Annotated in this window: 24 protein-coding genes and 1 pseudogene; 19 read left to right on the top strand and 6 right to left on the bottom strand. The window is 55.2% G+C overall.

Annotation, left to right across the window (positions count from 1 at the left end):
* Window positions 1-460 precede the first annotated feature (460 nt).
* Window positions 461-1,504 carry an IS110 family transposase gene (locus ACMHLQ_RS01005; protein ID WP_415400927.1) on the bottom strand — a complete coding sequence of 348 codons (1,044 nt, stop codon included), beginning with the start codon at window positions 1,502-1,504 and terminating at the stop codon, window positions 461-463.
* 139 nt (window positions 1,505-1,643) lie between these two features.
* Between ACMHLQ_RS01005 and ACMHLQ_RS01000 the strand changes: the two genes are divergently transcribed.
* The gene (locus ACMHLQ_RS01000) at window positions 1,644-1,850 is read left to right on the top strand and encodes a hypothetical protein (protein ID WP_415400926.1); all 207 of its coding nucleotides are present in this window, start codon (window positions 1,644-1,646) and stop codon (window positions 1,848-1,850) included.
* Between the two features lie 64 nt (window positions 1,851-1,914).
* Complete coding sequence (locus ACMHLQ_RS00995; RefSeq protein WP_415400925.1) at window positions 1,915-2,274, top strand: DUF2958 domain-containing protein; 360 nt, start codon at window positions 1,915-1,917, stop codon at window positions 2,272-2,274.
* 523 nt (window positions 2,275-2,797) lie between these two features.
* On the opposite strand, the gene ACMHLQ_RS00990 is transcribed toward ACMHLQ_RS00995, so the two are convergent.
* From ACMHLQ_RS00990 to ACMHLQ_RS00980, 3 genes are read right to left on the bottom strand one after another with little or no spacing between them, the layout of a single operon-like run.
* Complete coding sequence (locus tag ACMHLQ_RS00990; RefSeq protein ID WP_013959853.1) at window positions 2,798-3,079, bottom strand: TrbC/VirB2 family protein; 282 nt, start codon at window positions 3,077-3,079, stop codon at window positions 2,798-2,800.
* A gap of 21 nt (window positions 3,080-3,100) precedes the next feature.
* On the bottom strand, window positions 3,101-3,703 hold the full coding sequence (locus ACMHLQ_RS00985) for a lytic transglycosylase domain-containing protein (protein ID WP_415400924.1): 603 nt from the start codon (window positions 3,701-3,703) through the stop codon (window positions 3,101-3,103).
* Complete coding sequence (locus ACMHLQ_RS00980) at window positions 3,666-4,022, bottom strand: hypothetical protein (RefSeq protein ID WP_318527446.1); 357 nt, start codon at window positions 4,020-4,022, stop codon at window positions 3,666-3,668. The genes ACMHLQ_RS00985 and ACMHLQ_RS00980 overlap by 38 nt, the downstream gene beginning before the upstream one ends.
* Window positions 4,023-4,150: 128 nt before the next feature.
* Between ACMHLQ_RS00980 and ACMHLQ_RS00975 the strand changes: the two genes are divergently transcribed.
* From ACMHLQ_RS00975 to ACMHLQ_RS00950, 6 genes are all read left to right on the top strand, one after another.
* Entirely contained in the window at window positions 4,151-4,729 is a 579-nt protein-coding gene (locus tag ACMHLQ_RS00975) for a hypothetical protein (protein ID WP_415400923.1), read from the top strand.
* Between the two features lie 357 nt (window positions 4,730-5,086).
* Window positions 5,087-6,709 carry an RcgA family putative transporter gene (locus ACMHLQ_RS00970; RefSeq protein WP_415400922.1) on the top strand — a complete coding sequence of 541 codons (1,623 nt, stop codon included), beginning with the start codon at window positions 5,087-5,089 and terminating at the stop codon, window positions 6,707-6,709.
* Between the two features lie 9 nt (window positions 6,710-6,718).
* The gene (locus tag ACMHLQ_RS00965) at window positions 6,719-7,648 is read left to right on the top strand and encodes an alpha/beta hydrolase (protein ID WP_415400920.1); all 930 of its coding nucleotides are present in this window, start codon (window positions 6,719-6,721) and stop codon (window positions 7,646-7,648) included.
* A gap of 402 nt (window positions 7,649-8,050) precedes the next feature.
* A complete protein-coding gene (locus tag ACMHLQ_RS00960; RefSeq protein WP_415400919.1) occupies window positions 8,051-8,779 on the top strand; it encodes a hypothetical protein in 729 nt (242 codons plus the stop codon).
* Window positions 8,763-8,927: a hypothetical protein gene (locus tag ACMHLQ_RS00955; protein ID WP_415400918.1), complete on the top strand. Its 165-nt coding sequence runs from the start codon at window positions 8,763-8,765 to the stop codon at window positions 8,925-8,927. Before ACMHLQ_RS00960 ends, ACMHLQ_RS00955 begins: the two co-directional genes overlap by 17 nt.
* A 77-nt stretch (window positions 8,928-9,004) precedes the next feature.
* Window positions 9,005-10,552: an AMP-binding protein gene (locus ACMHLQ_RS00950; RefSeq protein WP_415400917.1), complete on the top strand. Its 1,548-nt coding sequence runs from the start codon at window positions 9,005-9,007 to the stop codon at window positions 10,550-10,552.
* 316 nt (window positions 10,553-10,868) lie between these two features.
* Here the strand turns inward: ACMHLQ_RS00950 and ACMHLQ_RS00945 are convergent, their stop codons facing one another.
* Window positions 10,869-11,768 carry a LysR family transcriptional regulator gene (locus ACMHLQ_RS00945; RefSeq protein ID WP_415400916.1) on the bottom strand — a complete coding sequence of 300 codons (900 nt, stop codon included), beginning with the start codon at window positions 11,766-11,768 and terminating at the stop codon, window positions 10,869-10,871.
* A gap of 108 nt (window positions 11,769-11,876) precedes the next feature.
* Here ACMHLQ_RS00945 and ACMHLQ_RS00940 point away from each other — a divergent pair.
* From ACMHLQ_RS00940 to ACMHLQ_RS00895, 10 genes and pseudogenes are all read left to right on the top strand, one after another.
* Window positions 11,877-12,501, top strand: a pseudogene (locus ACMHLQ_RS00940) (glutathione S-transferase family protein).
* A gap of 388 nt (window positions 12,502-12,889) precedes the next feature.
* Window positions 12,890-14,710, top strand: a complete 1,821-nt coding sequence (locus ACMHLQ_RS00935) for a pyridoxamine 5'-phosphate oxidase family protein (protein ID WP_415400915.1) — start codon at window positions 12,890-12,892, stop codon at window positions 14,708-14,710.
* Between the two features lie 1,260 nt (window positions 14,711-15,970).
* Window positions 15,971-16,960, top strand: coding sequence for a TRAP transporter substrate-binding protein DctP (gene dctP, locus ACMHLQ_RS00930; RefSeq protein WP_299590473.1), 990 nt, complete (start codon window positions 15,971-15,973; stop codon window positions 16,958-16,960).
* Window positions 16,961-17,018: 58 nt separating this feature from the next.
* A complete protein-coding gene (locus tag ACMHLQ_RS00925; RefSeq protein ID WP_415400914.1) occupies window positions 17,019-17,603 on the top strand; it encodes a TRAP transporter small permease in 585 nt (194 codons plus the stop codon).
* Window positions 17,600-18,889 carry a TRAP transporter large permease gene (locus tag ACMHLQ_RS00920; protein WP_415400912.1) on the top strand — a complete coding sequence of 430 codons (1,290 nt, stop codon included), beginning with the start codon at window positions 17,600-17,602 and terminating at the stop codon, window positions 18,887-18,889. The genes ACMHLQ_RS00925 and ACMHLQ_RS00920 overlap by 4 nt, the downstream gene beginning before the upstream one ends.
* A 17-nt stretch (window positions 18,890-18,906) precedes the next feature.
* On the top strand, window positions 18,907-20,160 hold the full coding sequence (locus ACMHLQ_RS00915) for a sarcosine oxidase subunit beta family protein (protein WP_415400911.1): 1,254 nt from the start codon (window positions 18,907-18,909) through the stop codon (window positions 20,158-20,160).
* A gap of 12 nt (window positions 20,161-20,172) precedes the next feature.
* Window positions 20,173-20,439: a sarcosine oxidase subunit delta gene (locus tag ACMHLQ_RS00910; protein ID WP_415400910.1), complete on the top strand. Its 267-nt coding sequence runs from the start codon at window positions 20,173-20,175 to the stop codon at window positions 20,437-20,439.
* Entirely contained in the window at window positions 20,436-23,228 is a 2,793-nt protein-coding gene (locus ACMHLQ_RS00905; RefSeq protein WP_415400908.1) for a 2Fe-2S iron-sulfur cluster-binding protein, read from the top strand. The genes ACMHLQ_RS00910 and ACMHLQ_RS00905 overlap by 4 nt, the downstream gene beginning before the upstream one ends.
* Window positions 23,221-23,829: a hypothetical protein gene (locus ACMHLQ_RS00900; RefSeq protein ID WP_415400907.1), complete on the top strand. Its 609-nt coding sequence runs from the start codon at window positions 23,221-23,223 to the stop codon at window positions 23,827-23,829. The genes ACMHLQ_RS00905 and ACMHLQ_RS00900 overlap by 8 nt, the downstream gene beginning before the upstream one ends.
* Window positions 23,830-23,851: 22 nt before the next feature.
* Window positions 23,852-24,541, top strand: a complete 690-nt coding sequence (locus ACMHLQ_RS00895) for a TetR/AcrR family transcriptional regulator (RefSeq protein ID WP_299590488.1) — start codon at window positions 23,852-23,854, stop codon at window positions 24,539-24,541.
* Here the strand turns inward: ACMHLQ_RS00895 and ACMHLQ_RS00890 are convergent.
* Window positions 24,538-25,017, bottom strand: a complete 480-nt coding sequence (locus tag ACMHLQ_RS00890; RefSeq protein ID WP_299506082.1) for an Lrp/AsnC family transcriptional regulator — start codon at window positions 25,015-25,017, stop codon at window positions 24,538-24,540. The two genes, ACMHLQ_RS00895 and ACMHLQ_RS00890, sit on opposite strands and share 4 nt — an antisense overlap.
* Before the next feature lie 93 nt (window positions 25,018-25,110).
* On the opposite strand from ACMHLQ_RS00890, the gene ACMHLQ_RS00885 reads away from it, so the two are divergent.
* Window positions 25,111-26,316, top strand: a complete 1,206-nt coding sequence (locus tag ACMHLQ_RS00885) for a methionine gamma-lyase (protein ID WP_415400905.1) — start codon at window positions 25,111-25,113, stop codon at window positions 26,314-26,316.
* The last annotated feature ends 4 nt before the right edge of the window (window positions 26,317-26,320 follow it).

The following is a 26,320-nucleotide window of genomic DNA, read 5'->3' as shown; positions in this document are numbered from 1 at the left end:
CGCGCATGCGGGAGCGCAACAGCCCGTGTGGAGGCGTGCGATGCGCTTTGCCCTTATCGGGTCGCGGTGCCGTTCAGATCACAGATGTCCTATCGATCTCCGTTCGTTTTCTTCTTGATGCAATCTGCGAGACCTGGCCCGTCTGCCGGTCGCCTTCCGCTCACTTCAAGCAGAACTTTCCCCTGTGCGCGGCGCGCCCATTCCTCGCGAGACATGTGTGGACACCCCTTCGGTCAAGCAAATTCTTCAAACGGCGAATCCGGTTCAGTGCGCTCATGTGTCCGGCCTTTTGGTGCGGCGTTCGCCGCTGGCCCTGATGGAGTCCGCAGATCATGGTCCCTATCAAAGTTGCGCATATTTGAATGCAGTCGCGCGAACGGGTTTTCCCGATCTCCGGCTGGCACCGGTTTTCATCATTCGAAGTGCACGCTCTCCCGATCTCTGAGTTTCTGTTACTGGTTCATGCGGCCAACGCCGCTTTCTCTGGTTGATAGTCTGCCTTTCCAGCCATCACTGCCCATGCAATGCGCGCTATCTTATTGGCGAGAGCCACTGTGACCAAACGTGGCGGTTTGCCGGTGTCGACCAATCTCGTCACCCAACAATAGAGCGGTGTAGCCCGGCCAGATCGCACACGTCGGATCACAGACGTCGCGCCGAGTACCAATAGCGTTCGGAGGTGGCGATCGCCGGCTTTGGTGATCCGGCCGTTTCTTTCCTTTCCACCCGAAGAGTTGGATTTGGGGGTCAATCCGAGCCAAGCAGCGAATGATCGGCCCGACCGGAATGCATCTGGGTCGCTGACAGTGGCGGCCAATGCAGTGGCTATGATCCGTCCGATGCCGGGAATTGTCGCCAGCCTACGGCTGACCTCACTTGTTCGATGCCAATTTCTGAGTTGCGTCTCGAGGTTCTTGACCTCTTCTGTAACTCGCATGATCTGCTGGGCGTATGACTCGACAATGGATCGAACAAGTGACGGGACGCCAAGCTCGTCGCCTTCGTATCCGAGGACCCGGTCGACCAGCTCACCGACCCGCTCAATTCCCACCGGTGCTACAATCCCAATTTCGGCGAGATGGCCGCGGAGGGCATTTACAAGCATTGTCCGTTGCCGGATGAGCAAAGACCGGGTGCGATGGATCATCAAAACCGATTGTTGGTCGACTGTCTTCACCGGAACGAAACGCATGGTCGGGCGTGTAACCGCCTCGCAGATCGCTTCGGCATCGACGGCGTCGTTTTTCCCACGCTTGACGTAGGGCTTCACATATTTCGGCGTCATCAGTTTCACTTGGTGGCCCATGGCGATCAACTCGCGAGCCCAATGGTGCGCGGTACCACAGGACTCCATGCCAATCAGGCTAGGCGGCAGGTCAACGAAGAACGCCAGAAACTCAGTTCGTCGTAGTTTCTTGTTCAAAAGTATCTGGTCGACCTCGTCGATCACATGCACTTGGAAAACCCGTTTAGCGATATCTACGCCAATTGTCAGTTCGGACATCATTTCCTCCTTTGATTTCGGATTATCCCCCAAGTGTGAGGTTGGGGGCGTGGGGTGTCCACACCATCAAAGTTCCGCCTGACATCCGGTCCGGACGGTCCCGCCTGTTCGTTTGCATCGAAAACGAAAGGAGATCGATATGGCCAAGTACTACACAGTCACCACACCCGACGAAGGAAAAGACGGCAAGACCCGCTTCCACAAGATCGGTGTCGCCTTCCCGCAAAAGCCCGACGCGAAACCCTTCCTGACCATCCAGCTCTTCGCCACGCCTGTGACCGGCCAGTTGGTCCTCTTCGAGCCGAAGCCAGACGGGCAGGGCGATGCCCAGGACCTCGTTGAGTGAGCCGTGCTCCGGGACGGCGTGTGACGTCTCGGCTTTTCCAAACCGACATCCAAGGAGACACCTCATGGACCTTCTGCCAAGAGCCATCCTCGACCAACTCGCTGCGAACGGGCGCACCAACCAGGACCGCATCGAAGCAGGCGAAGACACCCTCGACTTTGAACCCGTGGTGAAGCTCTTCACCCCCGATGCCGGAGCGACCTGGCTGCTTTCTGAAACCGATCCGGAAGACCCGGATATCGCGCACGGCCTCTGCGACCTCGGGCTTGGCTTTCCCGAAATCGGATCGGTCCGCCTCAGCGAAATTCGAGCCGTCCGCGGTCGTCTCGGATTGCCCGTCGAACGTGACCTTCACTTCAAGGCCGACGGCACCCTCAGCGCATATGCCGAGCGCGCCCGCAAAGCCGGAGGGATCGTCGCATGAGCACCATCATCCCCAGAGATCACGTCAGCGCTTTCGAGGCGCTGACGTCCGGCGGTTCGAGAATTTCGCGCTCTTCTCCTGTTTCGTGGACGGCGTGCCGGCATCAGCTATCGTCTCCGTTACAGCACCTGAAGACGCAGGTGGAGAAAATATTGCTACGCCGCTCTTCGTCAGCGTGACCGACACGATGGTGGTCACTGACCACTGGGGAAGACCGGTCTGACATTGTCTTGCAGGCCGCTCGGGTGGCCCGCCAAGCATCAGCGCGACACGCCGGACATTTTCCTGAATAGACGCGTGTCGCCAGCATTTCTTCTTCCCGCAGTGGCCCCGCATCGATGGCGCCTCGGTGCGGTTGCTTCGCTCTTGTGCTCAGTGTGAGTGCGGGCTTCGGGCCGTGCTAGACTGATCTCGACGACTCGGCAGCATTTAGCGCAGTGACACGATGCGCAAAAAGACAAATTGCGCAGATTCACGCATTGATGTATCCCTGAGGATGAAATGAGAGGGGATCGCATGGCCATCAGGTAAACCCGTCAACGATGGTGCCCGCGGAGAAGATCAGGACGATCCCGATCACCACGGAGGCGAACCATCCCCAGTTGAGCCGCCCCATCATGCACATGAAGCCAGTGCCGATGACGGCGAGCGTCGCGACCGCGATGCCGATTGGGCCGGTGAGCGCCGCTTCGATTGTCTCGAGCATTGTCTGGATGGGCGAGAGGTCCTGGGCAAGGGCAGGGGAGGCCCATAAGGCCAGAAGGCCAATGATTGGAGGTAGGTATCCTGGAGGCAATCTTCGCATCGGTTTCCCTCGTTTCAGGTCTTACTTCAGGTCGAGCACGACGACGGGACGCGTGGCGTCGCGCATCGTCGGTCCGGTCAGGTCTTGCGTGGCTGCGCCGGAAAGGCGCGCGCGGATGCGATGCACCCGGGCGATGTAGTCGCGTGTTTCCGTGAAGGGTGGCACGCCCCCGTATTCTACGACGCGATGCGGCCCGGCGTTGTAGGCGGCCAGCGCCAGATCGACATCGTTGAAGGATTCTAGCTGCGCCAAAAGGTACCGTGCTGACCCGTCGAGGTTCTGCGCGATATCGGTTCTGTCTACGCCAAGGTCGCGTGCGGTGGCGGCCATGAGTTGGCCGAGACCATAAGCGCCTTTGTCACTGATGGCGTCAGGGCGATAAGCGCTTTCAGCTTCGATCAAGGCGCGGAATAGAGCCAGCCAGTCATCGGAGCTGATCTCGAGTGCTCGTAGGGCTCGGTTGCGTTCATGTCTTGAAGCTGTCGCATGAATGGCCGCCAGCACATCCGACGGGGCCGTGGTCGCAAAGTTCTGAGAGTGTGTGGGCGGGGGGTTCTTGTCTACCTGGCCGTGAACCGTCCAGCCGTCAGTTGTTCTGACGCTTCCGTCCGCTCCGAAGATCATCCCCTCCGCCGGGAGCGTCGAAGGGGATAGAGTAGTCGCTGTCAAAACACAGAGTGCGACCATCGCCGAACTCGTGGTGATGTTTGAAGAGGCCGGGCCAGATGTTGAAGAGGCGGGGTTCTGGTCCGTAAGGTCCGAACCGTGTGGAGACGAGGATCGCCTCGGGCTCTCCTTCGCGCAGGTAGACACACTGATAGCGGGGCTTCCCATCGTCCGTGAACTCGACAAGCTCGTACCGACAGCGGAAGTCGACTCCCGACCCGATGAGGTCCTTCACCCCATCAATAGTAATCAAGATTTGGTCTCTTGCGATCGGCACCGGACTCCCCCACTGGGAGTCCTTCTACAATCGGCAGCATTCCGCAGAAAGCCATCACTCTGCAATATACAATATTGCGCAATACGTATTTTGAGCGAGAATTGGCCTAATCACTCCTGGAGGCCGATATGAGACACACCCGCCTTGCGTCACTGGTTTTGGCAGCCGGGCTGACGGTCGATGCCCAGAAAGCCCGTGCCTACGATATGGATTGCGCCATCATGCTGTGTATGGCCGGGGGGTTTCCGTTGAGTGCTGTGTGTTCAGCCGCCTATGCCGAAATGATCCGGCGTATTACGCCTTGGCCGAGCCGGCCACCCTTTGGGGTCTGCACCTATGCTGCCGTTCCGGTTGCTTTGGGCGGACCGGGGGGAGAGGATGCTCTCGATATTTCGACACCGGACTACGAATGGCTGCGTCGAACGCGGGTGCTTTGGTGGCGCGGTCGATCCTATGAACCGCGTGATGAACCACGTCAGTGGGACTGGTCCATCAGATCGTGCGATCATGAAAACAAGAACTGTCATTACATCGTGCGCGTCTACGGCTCACATTCGCCCTGGCCGGCTTCGTTCGCGTCGGAAAACGGTCAGGACATCCCGACACCCGGGTCGGGTGGGCTTTGGACCTTCTATAGCCGGGCCGTCATGATGGAGCATAGCGACTATGAGGCGAACCTAGACCATTCGAACTGGATCAACTACTGACCGGTACTGCCACTGGAAATGTCGCGTGTCCGGATTTCTGACCGGCAAATCGTGCCTGGCTCGATGCGCCAAGACCGCGTCACCTCGCCTGTATTCCAAAGGTAGTCAAACCAAACAATTGTTTCCTTGCCGTTGAGGATAACGAGGCCCTCTCGGACTGGGTAAGCATATGTGCGCGCCTTGCCCACAGCCTTCCTCTGCAACGTACTGCACATCACTGTCTCCATCTTGTGTCGTTGGAAAAAGCTCGCTCATTTCTCAAAGCGCTTCCCTCTATAGTTGTACTTTTTTTGAAAATGAAGGCACGATAGGAAACGAAGAACACTGAAAGGAAACGAAACGAAGGCCGGTAGACCGTTGATAAGTAATGGAAAGTTTTTCGTCGCTCCGTCCAAAACCAGCGAGGACTTCAAAGAGCTATTCAGTCGTTTGTCTGCGATGGGTGCAGGCCGACCAGTAGAGAACGACCAGTTCCCTCCCGGACCTTGGACTGCAGATCTTTTGGCGGATGCAATTGCACAGAGCGACCCCAACGGTGCAGGCGTCGAACTTCGAACTGTGCAACACTGGTTTCAAGACAATCAAAAGGGCATCAGCATTAGAAACATCCGTCTGTTGGCAAAGGTCTTTGGATGTGACGACCCGGATGCAACAGGAGAGTGGCAAGCTGAGTTGATTGCTGCGCGAAGACGTCTCGCAGCCAAAAGAAGACAACAGAAACAAGTGGGAAAGACATATATAGAAACCCAATCAAGTGTTGTGAGCAGCGTTAATACAGACCTTCCAGACAAGCTGACGCGGGCAGTTATCGAAGCAGAGCCCAAAAAGCGTTTCAACTTGCCGAGACTGTCCGAAGCTCTCTTTAGCAACCGATCTACGCTGAACTTGCCAGCCTCGGTTTGGGCAGGATGTGTGACGCTCGGGTTCCTTGCCTACATCATGGGTGTTCACAGCGTTACTTACAGTCCGGTCAGTGGCTTGGACAAACAAGTAGGGTTCTTGTGGGCACCTAACTGGACGCTTTTGGAACTTGTGATTCTCCCGCTCTTTCTAGTCACGGTTGTCAAACTGCTCGCTTTTTGGAAGGACCGGAGACGTTCATTACTTGCGATCACAAACACAGACACTGACTGGGCCAGCCAAGTTGAATCATTTTCACAGTCTCACTGGGCTGTGTTCTTTATCTGCTTCTTCATTGTGTTCCTGCTTCAATGGTCAGGAGTGCATTTGCACGCACTACTAGCAGGCGATTCCGGCAACCTGATGATGGACTGGAGCTTGGTTGCGATCATGCGACCCGAGGTCATTTCGGTTCCGGAAGCTTTGGTATTGTCCATGCTGGCTTTCGCGTACACCGCAGCGATCTGCTTCCTTTACTTAACCGGCCTGGTTTTCCTGTACACCATCACACAAGACTTCCACGAGATATGTATCGGACAAGACTGGGATTTGGACAACGATCAACGCAGCCTGATCGTAAAAACGGGTACAAAGCTAATGTCCGGTGTTTTCTGTTGCGCCGTGCTGGGTATCTGGATCGCGACGTGCATAAAGATCCAAGCGACGTACCTTCTTTCGGATGCAGAGGACATCGTCTCTTGGTTGCTTGGAGATACAATGTTCGTTTTGGGCCTCAGTACCGATTACAGTGGTTGGCTTGGGCACCGAGCATTGGCTCACTTCACAAGTTTTCTTCTTCTGTTTGCTACGTGTTCTGTGTTTTTGTTCAGCCTCATTCACGTCCGTCAGATCACGCGACGAACTTTGCTATCGAATTGGACGCCAACGGTGGTTGTTGCACGCTTCCCTCCGTGGGTTCAAATGCTGATCGTTGTTGGCTTGCTCGTCGCGAACTTCCTACTCATTGGCCTGTTTCCGGGTTTTTCGGTCCTTCTGATCCTTAGCGTAGGTGTCGGAATTTACAGCCTCTTTGCCCCCTCTGTCAGATGCGAACGTGCGCGCCAAATATCAACTTGGTAGGTTCAAAATATGCAAACAGCGCCTCTCAATTGCGAAATCGCGGAAGCACCAAAGGCTGGAACAGCCTATTGGATACAAACCGATGACTTAGTGCGTCTCCGTGTCGGTCTGTGGCCAGGAAGGAACGCACAGAAAGGTACGATTTTGGTGTTCCCGGGGAGAACAGAGTACATCGAAAAATATGGGAGGACGGTCACTGCCTTCGCAGAGTCTGGTTTTACAACTTTCGTGATGGACTGGCGTGGGCAAGGTCTTGCAGACAGGATCGCGAAAGACCCGATGCTTGGGCATGTCGTTCAGTTTTCAGACTATCGCAAGGACGTCGCAGCAATGATTGCCGCTGCGAAAGATCTCGATTTACCAAAACCTTGGCACCTCATTGGACACTCTTTGGGCGCTTGTATTGGCTTGCGTGCCTTGGCCGAGGGGCTGCCTGTCTCGTCCTGCGCATTTACCGGCCCGATGTGGAACATTAACTTACCGATCCTCAAGCGCTTAGCCGCGTGGCCCGCATCATGGATGGCTCAAGCACTTGGACAGAGACAAGTCTATGCTCCTGGAACCGAAAGCCGCAGCTACGTTCTGACCACTGCATTTGAAGACAATAGATTGACGAACGATCCTGAAATGTATGGATACTTTCTTAAGCAAGCTAGCACGCTAACGGATCACCAGATTGGTGGGCCAAGTATGACTTGGCTCTTTCAGACTCTTAAAGAGACCAAATGCTTGTCCAAACTGCCTTCCCCCGACATTCCGTGTATCACCTTTTGCGGTAAGCAGGACGAGGTTGTTGATATTCCGACAGTACAGGAACGCATGACGCACTGGTCTGCAGGAAAGCTGGAGTTAATAGAAACTGCCAAACACGATCTGTTTTCCGAAGTCCCTGCGATCCGCAAGAAAGTGATAGCCGACATATGTGAGCTGTTCGTTTAGTTCAGCCAGTCTTCAATTGAGCGATGACTTGCGCGCACAAATCCAGCTCTGTATGGGCCACGTTCGATCTCCTCGCTTTTCAGCAAGATAGGGAATATGTCGCAGCCCAGTTTAGAGTGTGCCGCTACACATCTGACATACATATAAGGATACTTATGTTAATTAAATGTTAATATTTCCTATCGTTTCACAATCGCATCAAGCCATTCCGATGCCAGAGAATGATCCGTAAAGCGCCTCTGAGGAACGTCACGCCGCTTCATCGTCGCAGTTGTTTGGCCAAACCTACAAACTTCAAGTTCAGTCAATTTGCGAACCGTCCAATTTGAAGGATGGGGTATCATCATTGCCAAAAACGGCCACAGACCACTAATATTGCTCTGATAGGTTTGGGAGGACACTATGGCATTTCCAATAGGCGTTGTCGCCGTCTACGTCAGCCTGCTCATATGGGCAGCGCTTTTTATACGCGCCCTGCAAACCCGGTCCTTTCGCATGGTCATCTTGTTTGGGCTGGCACTCGCGATCTATCTCAATGGCCGCTACCTGATCGAAGGCGCGCCTGCGGGAATCGCCTTCTTCATCGGTATTTATGATGTGGTCAACAATATCCTGATCGGCGCGGATATGCCGGGCGGAATGGCACCCTGCGAGGGCGGGGCCGATGCCTGCACCGTTTGGGGAGAGCGTTACGCTTGGCATTCCTCTTGGGGCGTGGCCTTTCACGAACGGTTCGCGTCCGGTTCTCAGTTCCGCTCCTGGTTGCTCTACACGCATCTTACATTCAACACTTTGGCGTTTGTGCTGCTGCATGCGCAAATGGTGCGACCCGGCAAGTCTTTTGCAGGGATTTCTCACAAACTGCTCGGACGGATCACCTTTGGCTTCATGACGATCGGGGTGATCTGCGCGGTCTGGCTGGCGTCCCAGCACGGCTCTGTCACCGAATATGGCGGCGTTTGGGCGCAGCTTGGCTTTTATTCCATGGGGGCCTTCGTGTTCGGCACGGCGTTGATGGGCGTGGTATCGATCAGGGGGAGACGCGGCGCGCCATCGCATCTGGATGTGGCGGTTCGCCGGGTCCATGTGGGGCAGCTTCTGGCTGTTCCGGGCGATGCTGCTGGTGCTTGACCCGACCTTGCGTGGGTACGAGTCCGCCGCAATCTTGACGTGCATCTGGGGCTCTGCCCCGCTTGGCATCCTGATCGCAGAAGGGATCCGGCGCTATGTCGACGCGCGTGTGCCCAGTGGCGCGGCGGTCCATACGCCTGCCGAATAGCCTATATTGCAAACCGGGCGCGCTGTGGTTTCTGCGGCGCTCCACTCCTTGCGTCCAACCCGACTTGAAAGTGCGCCATGACAATCTATCGCAGCCGTTATCCTGACCTGCCGGACACACAAGAAACCGTCACGCAAAGGGTTTTCCGTAATTTGGAAACCCGCCTCACCGACACAGTTGTGACCGATGGGACAGATGGTCGGGCCTTTACTGCTCAGGCGCTGATGGATCATATCAAACGCCTTGCCGGTGGGCTGGTTGAGCAAGGGCTGAGCACCGGCAAGACGATTGCCATCATGGCACCGAACTCCCCGGAATACTGCATCGTTTTCCATGGGGTGGCCTGGGCGGGCAGCACGATCACGACGCTGAATCCGACCTATACGGCGTCTGAAATCAAACACCAGATCACGGATTCCGGAGCCTCAGTCCTGATAGTCTTTGCTGACTTCCTGCCTACGGCACAGGAAGCAGTCGCGGACCTCCCCGATGTCTCGCTCTATGTGATTGGCGAAGCCGCGGGGGCTACACCTCTGTCTGACCTCTACGGAACGTCGCTTGAGACGCAGGTGCCCGTTGATCTGAATAACCACAGCGTTGTCGTCCCTTACTCCTCAGGGACGACGGGCCTGCCCAAAGGCGTGCGCCTGTCCCATCGCAACCTGGTGATGAACATAGATCAGACCGCGGCGGGGGCGCAGTTTGAACCTGGTGAAACGGCGGCGGCTTTTCTGCCGTTTTTCCATATCTACGGCATGAACGTGATTATGAACCTGCACCTAGCCTGCGGCGGCGCGTTTGTCACGATGCCGCGCTTTGATTTAGAGCTGTTTTTGCGGATCAGCCAGGACCATAAGGCCCGTCGCATGTGGGTTGTCCCGCCTGTAGCGCTGGCCTTGGCAAAACACCCCATGGTGGATGAGTTCGACCTGAGCAGCGTCGATCAGGTGTTCTCCGGCGCGGCACCCATGGGCGCAGAGCTATCCGATGCTGTTGCGTCCCGGCTTGGCTGCGCAATGCTGCAAGGTTTTGGGATGACCGAATTGGCTCCGGTGTCGCACGCCACTCCTGTTTCAGAACCGCGCGCGGGCTCGTCCGGGCTGGCTTTGCCCAACACGGAATGCCGGATCGTCGATCCTGATAGCGGCGCGGACTTGCCCGCCGGAGAGATAGGCGAAATGTGGATACGCGGCCCTCAGGTCATGCAGGAATACCTCAACAACCCCGAAGCCACCAAGAACTCGCTGACACCGGATGGCTGGCTAAAGACAGGTGATGTTGCCTATGTCGACGAAGATGGCTTTATGTTCATTGTAGATCGCTTGAAAGAGCTGATCAAATTCAAGGGCTTCCAGGTCGCGCCCGCAGAGCTCGAGGCCACGCTCGTGGCCCATGAAGGCGTGCAAGACGCAGCAGTCATAGGCAAACCCAACGACGAGGCAGGCGAAGTGCCAGTCGCCTTCATCATACGCGCAGGACCTGACTTGACCGAAGATGACGTCCACGCCCATATGCGTGCTTCACTGGCAAGCTACAAGCAACTGCACGCGATAACCTTTGTCGAAGAGATTCCTAAGTCTCCGTCTGGAAAGATCCTGCGCCGCCTGCTGCGCGCAAAATCTTGAGTGAAGTTTTTGGTACCCGGCAACTTTTCTCTGGAAAGGGGGCCAAGCAGCTGTTGCATTCAAGGTCAGTTGTCAGCCTGAAACCCCGGATGCTGCGGACTATCACCAGATGTGATTGCGACGGCCGCTACGCGGGATTGCTGCCGTACACCGCAGCCGCGACAAATGAGTATTCAAGGTGACCGGTTCGTCGTCACGGACTGATCGTCGGCTAGGCTGATCAAATCTGCCTTAGGCCGCTTCGAGAATAGTTGTTGCGAAAGCCCATTCACTTTGAACTATCGGGTATATGTAACAGAGAAATAGGACCAGCTAATCATGAGCCTTCGAGACACAATGCCGTGTCACCGACAAGGTGATCGATCAACGCCCGGACTCTTGTTGTGAGACGCCGGTTCTGAGGGAATAGTGCTGCAACAACATATGGCGAGACACGGTGCTCTGGGAAAAGCTCTACTAAATCTCCGGAATTCAAAGCATCAGCAACCGTATAAGCAGGGCATCGAACAACTGCAGCCCCAGATGCAGCCAGGCGAGCAGATCCAGCAGGCGCATTCATCCTAAATCGTCCACTCACCGGCACCGCCTCTTCTTGGCCATCGATGTGAAATCTCCAAATCGTCGGTTCCGTCGTATTGCCGTCGAGAATGCACTCATGCGTCGACAATGCGCGCGGGTGGCTCGGCGTTCCAATCCGTTCTAAGTAGTCCGGCGATGCACAGACGACCAGATGCATGTGACCAAGTTGCCGTACTTTGAGTGAGCTGTCTCGCATGGGGCCAATTCTGATGGCGAGATCGAAACCTTCCTCAATAACCGACACCCTGCGGTCTGAGAACTGAAGGTCGAGCTCTACATTTGGGTGCTTTGCGGCAAATAGAGCAAGCGATGGCGCAAGCCGCAATGCGCCAAATCCGGTCGGTGCCGTGATGCGGATCGAACCCCGTAGAGATGTCTGCTCGTTTCTGACTCTTTCTTCGAGCTCATCAAAACCATCGAGAAGTGGCTCGCACATTGCCAAGTATGTCGCGCCTGCATCCGTCAATGAAACACTGCGCGTTGTTCGATTGAGCAGCTGTACACCAAGCGCGTTTTCGAGGTTTGCCACATACTTGCTGACTAAGCGCGCAGAGCGGCCCATGCGCTGCGCGGCGATGGTGAAAGAAGCGTGCCTTGCGACGAGCGCAAAGGCCCGCATGCGATCAATCTTGTCCATATTATTGCGCCCTTTCAGGGCTTAAACTTACGCCAAGAATGACAATTATCATCCAATAGTGCAACGCGTATTACTCATGCAGCAACCGAAAATTGACTGGAGACACAGATGTCAAACGCCGTTCGTATTCACCATTTCGCAAAATCAGGTCACGCACATCGGGCGTTGGTTTTCGCAAAGCTCGCAGGGATCGCACATGAAGCAGTTCCCGTTGATCTAGCCGCTGGTGCGCATAAGTCGCCCGAATTCTTGGCGATGAATCCAAATGGGCAAGTACCGGTTCTGGAGGATGGCGAGGTCATTGTGGCGGATCTCGAACGCAATCCTTGTCTACCTTGCTCGGGCTTTCGCGCCTGATTGGATGCCGAACACTCCAGTCGATGAGGCCAATATCCAGCAATGGCTTACTCTGGCTGCGGGTGAAATCGCATTTGGATCCTGTGCTGCGCGATTGATCACGGTTTTCGGTGCTCCTTTGGACCCGGCCTTTGCAGCAGCAACAGCCGAAAAAGCCATGCAAAAGCTGGAACAAGGACTTGAAGGTCGCGATTGGCTTGTTGGTGACCGGCCAACGATCGCAGATGTTGCGACGTATTCCTATACCGCTCACGCGCCGGAAGGAAACGTTTCACTTGAACCCTACCCGAATGTGCGCGCATGGATTGCCCGGTTTGAAGCCTTGCCCGGATTTGAAGCCATGCCCGCGACGGCTGTTGGTCTTGTGGCTGAATAGGGGGCCAGAAAACCGCTCTGTGGGCCCGCGCCATCCCATCCCGTCCGTCACACAGGCGCAACGACGATTGGGTTGGCGTTCTGGCGATCATCCGGGCTGAGCGATTTGGATTTCTCGTTCAAAACCGGCGAACAGGGTTTTCGACAGGACAATCCTAACCCGTAAGGGCGGCATGTGTTGGCAGCAAAAAGCGGCTTGAAGGCAGCCCCTTAAAAGACAAGCGAAAGGAACCGACAATGACGCAGATACATAAATCGCATAAGGGTGAGTTGCTGCTGCAAGAGCGTCTTAACACACCACAAGAAATCGTCGACGGAATGCCGCAATATATAGACCGCAATATGCCACAGCAGCATGCAGATTTTTTTCTGGCTTGTCTTACTTGCCATTGGCCACACTGGATAACCGAGGGCGTCCTTGGGTCAGCCTTTTGGTCACGACGTCTGATGATGACCTGTCCGTCGGTATCAAAGTGTTGGGTGACAACATAACGGACGTTGTTGCAGAGACGTCCGCCTATGACCCATTTGCACGAGCGTTGCAGCAAGAGCCGGCGTCTTCCGAGGAAGGACGGCTTTTTGCTGGCGTTGGGATCGATTTTAGTAATCGTCGTCGCAACAAAATAGCCGGGTCAATCGACGCTGCCTCTGTCGAAGATACAGGAAAGATGCGGCTTCGTCTCATGTCCAATCAACACCTTGGGAATTGTCCGAAATACATAACAGTGCGCACATTGACTCACATGCAGCGCACTGCCGAAGTCTCCCATGACAGCTTTGACACGAGCACATCGGCCCTGCCTGCCGAAGCCAAAGCCATAGTCGGTCGCGCAAGCACTGTCTTTCTGGCGACGAAACATATTGCCAAGGACAAGGCCTCGGGCGTCCAGACTGATATGGGTGTTAATCACCGCGGCGGTGCCCCCGGATTTACGCGCATCTACGAAGAAGAAGATGGCGACGCTGTCGCGACATATCTGGTTTTGCCGGACCATTCCGGCAATCGCTTCTATCAAACCTTGGGTAATATCGAGACCGATCCACAAGTCGGGCTCGTCTTTCCTGACTTCGCCTATGGCCATGTCCTTTACGTGACCGGCGAAGCTGAAAACCTGCATGATACGGACGCCGAAGCTCTCATGCCGCGTACCAACCTATTGACGCGCATCAAGGTGACAGGTGCGGTTCTGGTCAAAAATGGTCTCAACCTGAGGCTAACATCGGAGGAGCAGTTTTCGCCTTACAACCCGCCGGTCAAGCACTTGCGGCAGGAACTGGATCAAATGGGACACGCCATCGCCGCCCATGACGGTCTGGCCGCGATCACGGCAACGCTCGCGTCAACGCAAGATCTTTCCGACAGTATCAAGACGTTCAACTTCGACCTGTCCTCCGCGGTCGATGCACCTTTGCCCGGCGGGTTCGGAGTATTCGATTTCTCAAAGATCTTGGATACCGGATACAGCCATATGAACGAGGCTAACCCTCAGTTAGTCAACGAAGATTATGTGCGGACGTGGACGATTTCGAATGCACCTGATTTTGACGCCGAAAGTCGTTCGTTCCGCGCAAGCAATCGGGTCAGTGTTACCGTCAAAAGAAAGCCTGGCGGTTTGATGTCCAATGTCATGCACGACAATGCAGACCAGCTCGCTGAGGAAAAAATACCGATTGATTTCAAGGGCACTGGTGCAGGCTTCACTTGTTTCTCACCGGACCTTGAAGGGGGGCTTCTAGGTATTCCATCAAAGATGCTGTGGATCGCAGGTGGCGTTGGCATTACCCCATTCATGGCAATGTGGGACGGGATCAAACAAATTGCAGATGCGTACCCCGACCACCTATCGAGTGACATCGTTCTTCTGTTTTCCGGACGCGATGACGACATCAATGTCGTGAGGCAATTTTTATCGCGGAGCGGATCCAGAACTGCAGGTTTGAACCTTCGCATTCTTGCATTCCAGAGCGTCGGAGAACATGCCGAAACATCTCAATCCACTCTAGATGATCTTCGCCAGGAATTCTCCGACGAGGAGCTGACACTTGAGCAGCGACGCTTGCAAATTGGCGACATACAAGGCGTCGAAGACTTGCAGGATCGCGAGATATTTATGTGCGGACCGGAATCTCTGATGGATTGGAGCGACGCCGCACTTACTGAATTTAAAGTCAAAGAAACACGACGACATCGCGAGTCCTTTATCTTCTGATTGGTCGGCTGAGGATCTTGGCGGCTTCTGCAGCTATAGGACGCAGCATTGACCTGCGTGGTAAGTTCCGGCTCTCTGTCATGTCTTTGCTTCCACAAACCGGTCAGCTGGGTCTGATGGGCCAACGCGCAGCCCGCGACATGCAACCTCAGGACGGCCCTCGACGATTACAGTTGCTGGACCGTTTTTAGGAAGCTCTGCACAAACATGCGGACTTGAGACGAGGATGAAACCTTGGGTCCGGCATTGCAGAAGTCAGGTTGTGAACAAGCTTTGTGGCCTATACGCCACGTCTACTCAATGACTATGGATCCAGTTACGTCTCAGGCGATCTGGCGAATTGGTTGGAAGGAAGGGCACGAAGCATTCTTGAGGCGGACACTGTTATCCGCAAACGTGGGGCAAGATCTACCGCTGCAGCCAAACCCTGATCATTTACAAGTGAAACCGAGCCCTTAAAGACCCATCCCAAAGACGCATATCTGACCTGCAAAAAAAACACTTCTATGTGCTTAAAATCAGGCCTAGGTGCGGCTCAGGAAACACACACCTAACCTTGGAGCCGAGAAAATGTCTAACACCCTGAAAATCATGAAAGAAGCATCTATCATGATTGCGCTGACAATCGCTGTGGTTGCCGGCAACGTCACGCTCATGGTGATGTAATTTCAACAGGACTGGGTCGGTTCTTCGCGACAGGAGAGAAGGCCTAATTCTGTTGCAGCATATGAGCTGTGCGGGTGACCATCCGCACAGCCTTTTTTATTCCTAAAACTCACGTCGGCAATTAGCCTCACCTCGCCGGTTGCAACACTTAGCGGTAACACCGGTGAGCAGTTTCAGAAGAGAATTGTGCAATCGCTTCTTGGACACACGCCGCCCTGGTGGAGGCGCGCTTGATGCCCGAATAAATGTTGGCAGATGAGCCAACTCACTCGCCCGATTTGGTCATACATCGTATCGATTCCAACACGAGATGGGTGATCGGGATGTCTTCTTGACAACTTGACCAAGAATTGGTCAACGGCTTCGTCCTGACCTTGAAGCCACCGTAAACCCCTTTGTTCATAGTGGCTTGGTCACCTTTGCGCGTTCGCGGCGTTACCAAAGAGAACGTTCGTAGACATCAGGCTCATACCTCTTCGCAAACAAAAACTTGCCACATTGGAGTTTATCGCCCTATGCTTGACCGTAGGGTAGCCTACGGCATCACTGCTGCCGCCAAAAAATAAAAGCTCTATCAACTGACAGGAGGACTAAATGTCATTCACTTCTCGCCTTACAATGATGACCGCGGCAGCAGCTCTGCTTGCATCAGCTGCAGCAGCAGACACACGCCTACGGATCGCCGGAACAGTGCCCGCTGAGCATTTCGGGAACGCTGTTCTTGAACAGATGGCAAAGGACATCGAAGACGCGGGCGTAGGTCTCGACGTCAAATATTTCCCCGCGGGCCAACTTGGCTCAGGTGAAGAGCTGCTCGAAAGTGCCATCCGTGGTGAAGTGCAGATGGTTCATGCGACCGTCTATGCGCAAAAGGACCCACGCCTGGAGATCAATAGCCTCCCCTTTATGGTCACCACCAAAGCAGAGCTCGACGCGGTCTATGGTGACCCAGACTCGGAGTATAACAAAATTCTGGAAGAAATTCTGACCTCCTTTGGCATTCAGCCACTAGGGACAATTGGCGAAGGCCTTATCGGCATGATCGCGACCGAGCGTCCGGCTGACCCGACGAACATCGGCAGTCAGGGCATGAACGTCCGCGCCTGGTCGTCACAGATTGCCAAGCAAACGATGGAAGAACTCGGATACAATGTGACAACTCTCAATTGGGCGGAAGTCTTCCCAGCTGTTCAAGCTGGAACTATCGATGGTGCCATCTGCTGTACGCCCGAATGGGCTTATACGACTTTCGCCGCCAGCGGCGTTGGCAACACCTATGTGCCTTACAATGCCTTCATCGAAAGCACGATGATCTATGCCAACAAGCGCTTCTATGACGGTTTGACCGATGAGCAGCGCGAAGTTGTTGCAAGGGAATCTGCAGAAGCCGCTGCTGAGATTAGTAAGTTGGCGTGGGAACGGAGCCAGGGCTTTGTGGACCAGTTGAAAGCAGCTGACTGGGAAATCGTCGAGTTCTCGCAGGAAGAACGTGACGCCATCAAGGCGCATATTCAGGCAACAGTTTGGCCAAATGTGGCAGACGTTGTTGGACAGGATATTCTTGATCGTCTGACCGCAAACTGAAGCCTCGTGAAGTGGGTCGCTCTCCCCGGCCCACTTCGCCAATCCAGGAGCGGTCCCCGTGATAGAACTCGCTGATCAATTGCCTCCGAGAGTCGGGGCAACCGTAAAACAATTGTTGAAGATCAAGTCATTCTTCCTGATCCTTTCGACCTTCATTCTTGCACTCACCTTTTTCATGGTCGTTGTCTTTCGCTACATCCTCGAAAGCGACCTGTTTGCTTACGAAGAATGGCTTCTGCCAATGTGCTTTTGGCTTTTCTTCCTGGGCAGTGCGGTCGGCACCTACGACGATACGCAGATCAAGGCGGACATTCTCGAGGAATGGTTCAAGAATCCCCGCGCCATTTGGATGCGTCGTGTGATCCTGACTGCTATCGAGCTGTTAATAACAATCTTCCTTGTTTACTGGGCCATTCTCATGCTCCGTGACGAGCTGGCTTCCTATCCGCAATGGCAGACGACCATCGCATTGCGCATTCCCTTCTTTGTCCCGCGTCTGGGTATCTTTGTGGGTCTTGTGTTCATGGCGCTGTACAGCGCACTCCACCTCTACGTCCTTCTGAAACTCGGTGTCGATGCTTTTGCCAAACAACTTGAGGCTGATGCAGAAGCCAAGCGCATTGAAAGGGAGGCCCAGCAATGATTATCGCAATTTCCGTTTTGCTGATTTGTGCTCTGCTCTTTGCAGGCATCTCCGTTCCACTGGCCTTTGGCGGCGTGCTGATCTTTCTGGCCTATATGGGCGGTCATGATGTCTCCGGCTTCATGCCGACCGGACACTGGAAGCTGAATACTGTCGTCATCCTCGTGATCCCGCTCTTCATCCTTGCGGGCGACATTATGAAGAACGGCCGGATTGCCGCTCCGATCGTTGATTTGGCTGAAATGCTGCTGGGGCGCATCCGCGGTGGTCTCTCGGGGGCTTCCGTTGTTGCAAGTGCAATGTTTGGTGCCATCTCTGGCAGCGGTGCTGCCACATTGACGTGCATCGGCGCGGTCATGATGCCGCATCTACGCAGGGCGAAATATCCCGAAGGCTTCTCCGCAGCGCTACTGGTTGCCGCGAGCCCGCTTGGCCTGCTCATTCCGCCAAGTTCTGCGCAGTTGATCTACGCCTGGCTGACACAGCAATCCGTTCTAAAGTGTTTTCTGGCAACGGTAATACCAGGCATCATCGTGGCTTCGTTGCTTGTGATCATCAACCTTATCATGATGCGCAAACAGACAGATATTATCCTGCCAGAACATCAGGAGAAATTCGTAAAAGCGTTCAGCATGAAAACCCTTGCGGCTTTCCCGGCGCTGATGATGCCCATCATCATTTTGGGCGGTATCTATGGTGGCATCATGACGCCTACCGAAGCCGCAGGTGTTGCCGTCATCTATGCAATCCCGATCGGGTTCTTTGTTTACAAAGGTCTGAACTGGAAGACCTTTTTGGACACGCTCAAGGAGTCTTCCGTGACGATTGGTGTGGTCATGGTGATGATCTTCATGGTGCTGATCGTCAGCCGTTTCCTGATCTTCGAAGACATTCCCGGATTGGCGCAGGACTTGATCTTCTCGATTTCGGACAACCCGATTGTAGTGCTCTTGATGATCAACCTCACAATGATCCTCATCGGTATGATCATGGATGACTTCAGCGGTCTTATCTTGAGTGCTACTCTGCTCTTGCCGATTGCTACGAGCGTTGGCGTGGATCCCATCCATTTCGCGGCGATCCTCGGTGTGAACCTTGGCATGGGCAACATCACACCGCCGACGGCACCGCTGTTGTTCCTCGGAGCACGTGTAACGGGTGCACCTGTGCAGAAAATGCTTGGGCCAACGATGATTTTCATCATCTTCGCCTGGTTGCCGACGCTTGCGCTCACAACCTTCGTGCCCGGCGTGGCGCTTTGGTTGCCTGAGCTGTTGCTCGGATAAGAAAGGGAGCGGCATAGATGACGCGGCACTATTCTGCTCTCTCACTCCTTCGAGAAGGTCTCAAAGGACATACAGGCTGGGCCCCGCTTTGGCGGAGCCCGGCACCCAAAGACACCTATGATGTCGTCATAGTCGGCGGCGGGGGCCACGGGTTGGCCACGGCCTATTATCTGGCAAAGAACCACGGCGTGACCAATGTCGCCGTGATCGAGAAAGGCTGGCTTGGCGGGGGCAATACCGGGCGAAACACGACCGTTATCCGCTCCAACTATTTCTACCCGGAAAGCACGGCGCTGTATGATCTTTCGGTGCGGCTCTATGAAGGCCTGTCGCGCGACATCAATTACAATGTGATGTTCTCTCAACGCGGCATGATGGTGCTGGCCCATTCCGATGCAGAAATGGAAATGGCCGCGCGTACGGTCAATGCCATGCAACTGGGTGGCGCAGATGCCGAACTGTTGGGCGCCAAAGAGGTCCAGAAGAAAGCCCCCGTCCTGAATTTCCGGGGCGATGCGCGCTATCCAATCCATGGTGCGATTTTCCAGGGACGGGGCGGCACCGGACGCCATGACGCTGTGGCTTGGGGCTATGCGCGCGCGGCGGACAGACTTGGTGTCGACATCATTCAGAACTGCGAAGTGACGGGGTTTCTTATTGAAGGCGGTGTCTGTAAGGGCGTCGAGACAACTCAAGGCCTGATCAGGGCGGGCAGCGTGGGCGTTGCGACTGCGGGTCACTCATCCGTACTCGCCGAAATGGGCGGCTACAAGTTGCCACTACATTCCTATGCGTTGCAGGCCTTCGTCACAGAAGCGATCAAACCCTTCATGAACACCGTCGCCTTCTCACCTATGACTGGAAGCTATTTCAGCCAATCGGACAAGGGCGGGTTGGTGATTGGTGGCGGGCTTGATCGGGTTCCATCCTATGGACAGCGTGGCAACACACCGATGCAGGAAACAGTGCTCGCGGGCATTATTGATATGGCCCCTGCCCTCGCCAAAGTGAAGCTCTTACGCCATTGGGCCGGGATCGTGGATGTCACCCCGGACAGCTCCCCGCTCATTGGACCGTCAGGAACTGATGGCATCTATATCAACTGCGGGTGGGGAACGGGAGGCTTCAAAGCCATTCCGGCCGGTGGCTATCTTTTTGCCCATCTACTTGCAAACGGCACGCATCACGAGATCAGCCGGCCCTTTGATCCGGGTCGTTTTCACACCGGAGACCTTATGGACGAGGCTGCCGGATCTGGCATTGCACATTGAGGATAGAATTGAATGCAGCAGTTCCCCTGCCCTTTTTGCGGATTGCGCGACGAGCGAGAATTTCACTTCGCCGGTGAAGCCGGGAAAACCCGACCGGACACAACCAAAGAGATCAGCGACGCCGATTGGACGGCGTATCTGTATCACTGCACCAACGCCAAGGGTCCATCCCGCGAAATCTGGGTGCATACAACCTGCCAGGAATACTTTGTCATGACGCGGGACACAGTCTCGATGGAAGTCCTATCGACAGAAGCCTTGAACGAGGATGCGGCATGAGCGGGGTGCGGATCAAAGATGCAGGTCTGATTGACCAAAGCAAACCCATCAAGTTCACCTTTGATAGCAAGACCTATCGTGGATTTGAAGGTGATACGGTCGCGTCCGCTTTGTTGGCTACTGGTCTGCGCGTCTTTGCGCGCAGTTTCAAATATCACAGGCCACGCGGCGTTTGGGGGGCCCGGTCAGATGATCCCAATGCGATTGTCGATATCGCGTTGGATGGGATTTCCTATCCCAATTGTCAGGCCACTACGACGGCTCTGGCCGAGGGCATGGAGGTCCGCTCGATCAATGCCTGGCCCTCGGCAGAGCACGACGTGAAAGGCGTTCTGGACCTGGCACACCGGTTCCTGCCGGCCGGGTTCTACTACAAGATGTTCATGTGGCCCGACTGGCACCTGTTTGAGCCAATGATCCGAAAGATGGCCGGTCTCGGAACGCTCGAAAAAGAAGTGTCGGACCAGTTCCAAGCCGCAATCCTGCACGAACAGTGCGATACGCTTGTTGTCGGAGGGGGGCCTGCCGGTCTGACAGCGGCGCGCATGGCCGCCAAAGCAGGCAAGTCAGTTACGCTGGTCGATGATCAGGCGAAACTGGGCGGCAGTTTTTACCGCATGGCCAACGCAAGTGGCTTGAACGCCTCGGATTGGGTCGCGGAACAAACCGCTGCCATCCAAACTGCAGGCGGTCGCATCCTCACCGTTACCACTGCTATCGGTGTGTACGATCATCAGATGATGTCGCTGATGACAGATCGCGGGTTGGGCACAGCACCCATCATACGTAAAATGCGGGCCAACAACGTTATCATTGCAACCGGTGCCATTGATCGTCCCGTTACCTTTGTGAACAATGATCGCCCCGGCATCATGTCCGTTGATGCGGGCGCCGAATACCTCGCGCGTTTTGGGGTTCGGGTGGGAGAGGAGATCGCCATTCTGACCAATCGTCCTGATGTGGCGGCGACCCTAGAGCAGTTAGAGGCGGCGGGCGCTTCTATCAGTATCGTGGACGCCGCTACTACAAATATTCAGGCGAAAGGCACGAAGTCCGTCACAGGCCTCGTTGTCGGTGGGAAGACCATCAGTTGCGACACAATCCTGGCCTCCGCAGGCCAGACACCGCTTATACATCTTTGGCGCCATGCCGGTGGCAAGCTCGCGTGGGACGAGGACCGGCAAACTTTTATTCCGTCGGAAGGCCCGAACTGGATGCGCGTGATTGGCGCTGCTGCAGGCACGTTTGATTTTGATGTTGCCGTTCAAGAAGCAACAACAGTGGCCCTGAAGGCCCCTGCCCCGCCGCGGTCAATCTACAAAGTCACGCCCCTTAAACCCGACTTGACGGGCAAGGGTCGGCAGTGGATCGATTTCCAACACGATGTCACGCTCAAGGACGTGGCGCTGGCACACCGCGAAAACATGGTCTCGGTCGAGCATCTGAAACGGTACACGACACTTGGAATGGCCGGGGATCAGGGCAAGACATCGAATATCGCAGGCCTCTCGGCCATGGCCGAATTGAAAGGGCAGAGCATCCCTGAAGTTGGCACGACGACCTTCCGCCCGCCATTTATTCCGGTCCCGCTTGAAGCTTTTCGCGGGGCGAAACGGGACCGGCAAATGGCCCCGCTGAAACGTCTGGCGCTCGAACCGGAGCATCGCGCGCTTGAGGCTGCGATGGGGGAATATGGCGGATGGCTGCGGCCGGCCTGGTATGGCGGTTATGACGAAAAGACGGCCGTTACGCGCGAATGCAAAATTGCGCGCGAGGCCGCCGCGATCATGGACGGCTCGGCACTGGGTGCTATTGAGGTGATCGGCCCGGATGCAAGGGATTTTGTGAACTTCATCTACTACAACACCATGTCCAACCTCAAACCGGGGCGTATCCGATATGGCTTCATGCTGAGCGAATCCGGGTTGGTCTTTGACGATGGGGTAATGGCCTGTGTTGACGATACGCGCTTCATCATTTCCTGCTCGTCTTCGCACGCAGACGCGGCCATGGCACATCTCGAACATTGGCGGCAGGATTCCTTTGATCCCAAGCGCGTACATATCCATGACACAACAGTGAACTGGTCCACGGTGACAATCGCAGGTCCAAAAGCGTCAGACATCGTTGCTGAGATCGGGGTGCTTGAGACCCTGGATGATTTTCCACATATGTCGCTCCGGTTTGGACGTTTTGAGGGTGCGGAAGCCCGTGTCGCCCGGGTCAGTTTTACAGGCGACACGAGTTTTGAGATCTCGGTTCGCAACGACTTTGCGGCGACGCTTTGGCGTAAGGCTGTGGAAATTGGAAAGAAACACGGCGCAGGCCCGGTTGGGGCAGAAGCCCTGACGGTTCTTCGTGCGGAAAAAGGCTACATTCTCGTAGGTAAGGATACTGATGGTGAAACCATGCCGCACGATCTGGGCTTTGGAGCACCCCGTCTCAAGAAATCCGCAGCCTTCGTCGGCGACAGGAGCCTACATTCCGAAAAAGCCAACAGTGAAGCCCGCAAACAGCTTGTTGGCCTTATCGTCAAGGATGGTGAGCCAATGCTCCCTATCGGTGCCCACATAGTGCGCAACAAAAACGGCAAACGCCGCTCTGTCGGTTATGTCACCACCAGTCACGACAGCCCAACATTGGGTCGGCCAATCGCGCTTGCCCTTGTGGAAGGCGGCGAACACGCAATGGGAGAACCTGTCGATCTTTGGCATTTGGGCCAGGCTCGGAGTGCCAAGATCGCGACCTCCTGCGCCTATGATCCAGAGGGGGCACGGATTGATGCGTGATGATCGCAACAGATGGCCCGTCGCCGTAGAATTCGAACGACCAAACCTGGTTCGTGACACGATCTCTATGCGCTATGTATCACCGGCCAGACAAACCGTCATCAGCGGTAACTTCGAAGACTGCTTGGCTCTGAGTGGACTTGAAACAGCTGTTGGCGGCGGCACCGGCTTTGCCAGTGGCGAAACTTACGCTCTGCGTCAAAGACGTGATCGTGTTGTTGTGGTCAATGGCCCTGACATTGCCGATGGCTGGCATTCTGAGCACAACGTTGCGGTGTCGGACATGACGTCGGCCTATTCTGTAATCGAAATGACCAGGGCCAGAGTCGAACTGCTGATCGCAACTGGAACCGAATTTAATTGTGACCAAGCGTCGGCCTCCGTTTCCCGGTTATGGCATGGTTTTGGCGTCCTTCTCTATCGGCACGGAGCGAAGGACGTGTTTCGGATGCATGTCCGAACCGTGCTTGCTGAGGCCGTATGGGACATGCTGGAGCGTCAGATCGATAGCCTGGCCAGTATTTGGGCCGATCAAAGAGATTTAGGTGAGATGGCAAAGGACATGGACGGCGCTAAATTGACCTGCAAAGAAGCAAGTTAACAGAAAAGGATAGGGACTTCAGGTGAACGCCAGAAAAAGAGCACCAAAATCCGGCACGATCTCGGCTCAGGATTGGATCGATGCTTCGCGCGCCGTCTTGATCAAGCGTGGGATATCGGCGGTCAAGGTTGAACCTCTTGCAAAGAAACTTGGCGTGACCCCGGGCAGCTTTTATTGGCACTTCAAGAACCGTGATGCCCTTTATCGCGCACTGCTCAAAGACTGGCTGGCCACAAATGTGCATCCGTTTATCGAGGCACTGGAAGAAGCCGCAGAATGCCCCAAGGCACAGTATCTAGCGCTCGCATACGTCTGGGTATTGAGCCCACAATTCGATGCACCGCTAGACGTTGCCATACGAGAATGGGGGAAAACCTCCAAACTCGCGGCGCGCACCATGAAATATGTCGATCACAAGCGCATATCGCTTTATCAATGGGTATTTGAAGGATTTGGACATGATCCGATGTCTGCCATTGTCCGCGCGCGCACCATGTATTTTCACCAGATTGGTTATTATGCGATGCGTGTTGATGAAGACCCGGACAAGCGTCTCCTTCAAATCCCCCACTACGCCGAAATCATCGCCGGGGACGCCTGGCTTCGTGATCTTGAAACGCCCGAAGCGATCAAAGCGGCTCTTGTTGAATTTCCGCGGCGCGAGAGCCTCGCAGATCGGATCGCGCGCCGCCGCCACGCCGGGGTCAGCTAGCTTTGCAGGTCCGGAAAGACGTGAGTCTGTTTGACCACGCCATAGACAAAGCTTGTATCGATTGAATTGATACAGCCTATCTCGTGCAGGCGCTGGCGCACAAACCGCTCGTAATCCTCGAGATCTTCAACCACCACACGAAGGAAATAGTCAGCCGCCCCGGTCATCACAAAGCACTCGAGAACTTCGGGGATCTTACAGACTTCTGCCTCGAAAAGTTGAACTGTCTCGCCAGTGTGCGCGTTCAATGTGACCCGGACAAACACCATGATTGGAAACCCGTAGGCCTTCGCGTCGACATCGATGCTGTAGCCTTTGATGACACCATTCTGCTCAAGGTTGCGTAGCCTTCGCAGGCAAGGTGACGGCGACAAGTTGACGTTCTCGGCAAGATCGAGATTCGTGATGCGCCCATTCTTTTGAAGAGCGCGAATGATCTTGCGATCCGTAGCGTCAATTTTGGGCTCTTTTGGCATAAAATGCTAATCTCACTATTCTATGGGGCTAATATAACAACCTAATGCCTTTTGATCCATCCTAATATGCCTGACGTGTCAGGAGGATAGATCATGCAAACGGACAGGACGGGCTTTTCGACGCGGGCGATCCATCATGGGTATGATGCCGCAGCGCATCAAGGATCTCTCAACCCACCGGTCTATATGACATCGACGTTCACGTTTGAGACTGCCGAGGCTGGCGGGGCAATGTTCGCAGGGGAGCAGGCAGGGCACTTTTACAGCCGCATCTCAAACCCGACGCTCGACCAGTTGGAGCAGCGTATCGCAAATCTTGAAGGTGCAGAGGCAGGTCTGGCCACCGCGTCGGGTATGGGTGCGATAAGTTCGGTATTCTGGACGTTCGTTGCCGCTGGCGACGAAGTCATCATCGATAAGACGCTCTATGGGTGTACCTTCGCGTTTCTGACTCACGGGCTGCCAAGGTTTGGTGTGACCGTCACGCCAGTTGATCTGACCGACCCTGCCAACCTGGAAAGTGCAATCACAGACCGCACTAAAATCGTTTACTTCGAGACCCCTGCAAATCCCAACAACCGCCTTGTAGACATCGCTGCAATTTCCTGGATCGCCCATGAGAAGGGTGCGAAGGTGGTTGTCGACAACACCTATGCGACGCCTGTCCTCACGCGACCGCTGGAACATGGCGCGGACATCGTTCTGCACTCAGCGACCAAATACCTTGGCGGCCATGGTGACCTGGTGGCAGGCCTCGTTGTGGGGTCTACCGAAGATATGAAACAGGTCCGGCTCATCGGGCTGAAGGATATGACCGGCGCGGTTATGGCGCCTCTGACGGCCATGCTGGTCCTACGCGGTTTGAAGACGCTCGAGCTGCGGGTCGAGCGGCACTGCCAATCGGCCAGGCGCATCGCGCAAATGCTGGAAGAGCATCCGGCCGTGGAGCGCGTGCACTACCCCGGTCTTGATAGCTTCCCACAGGCCGACCTTGCGCGTCGGCAGATGTCAGATTTCGGCGGCATGATCCCGTTTGAAGTGATCGGCGGCAAGGCTGGCGGCATCGCGATGATGAACCGCCTCAAACTCATCCAACGCGCTGTGAGCCTCGGGGATGCTGAAAGCCTGATCCAGCATCCTGCATCAATGACACATTCCACCTACACGCCAGAAGAACGCGCAGAACACAGGATTGCTGAGGGTTTAGTACGCCTCTCCGTCGGTCTCGAAACTGCGGACGATCTGATTGACGACCTGATGACGGCATTGTCGCAACACAACGCTATTGCTGCCGAATAACGCT

This window comes from Tateyamaria algicola, from assembly GCF_047715485.1.
Classification (GTDB): Bacteria; Pseudomonadota; Alphaproteobacteria; order Rhodobacterales; family Rhodobacteraceae; genus Tateyamaria.
This window is presented reverse-complemented; position numbering and strand designations above follow the sequence as displayed.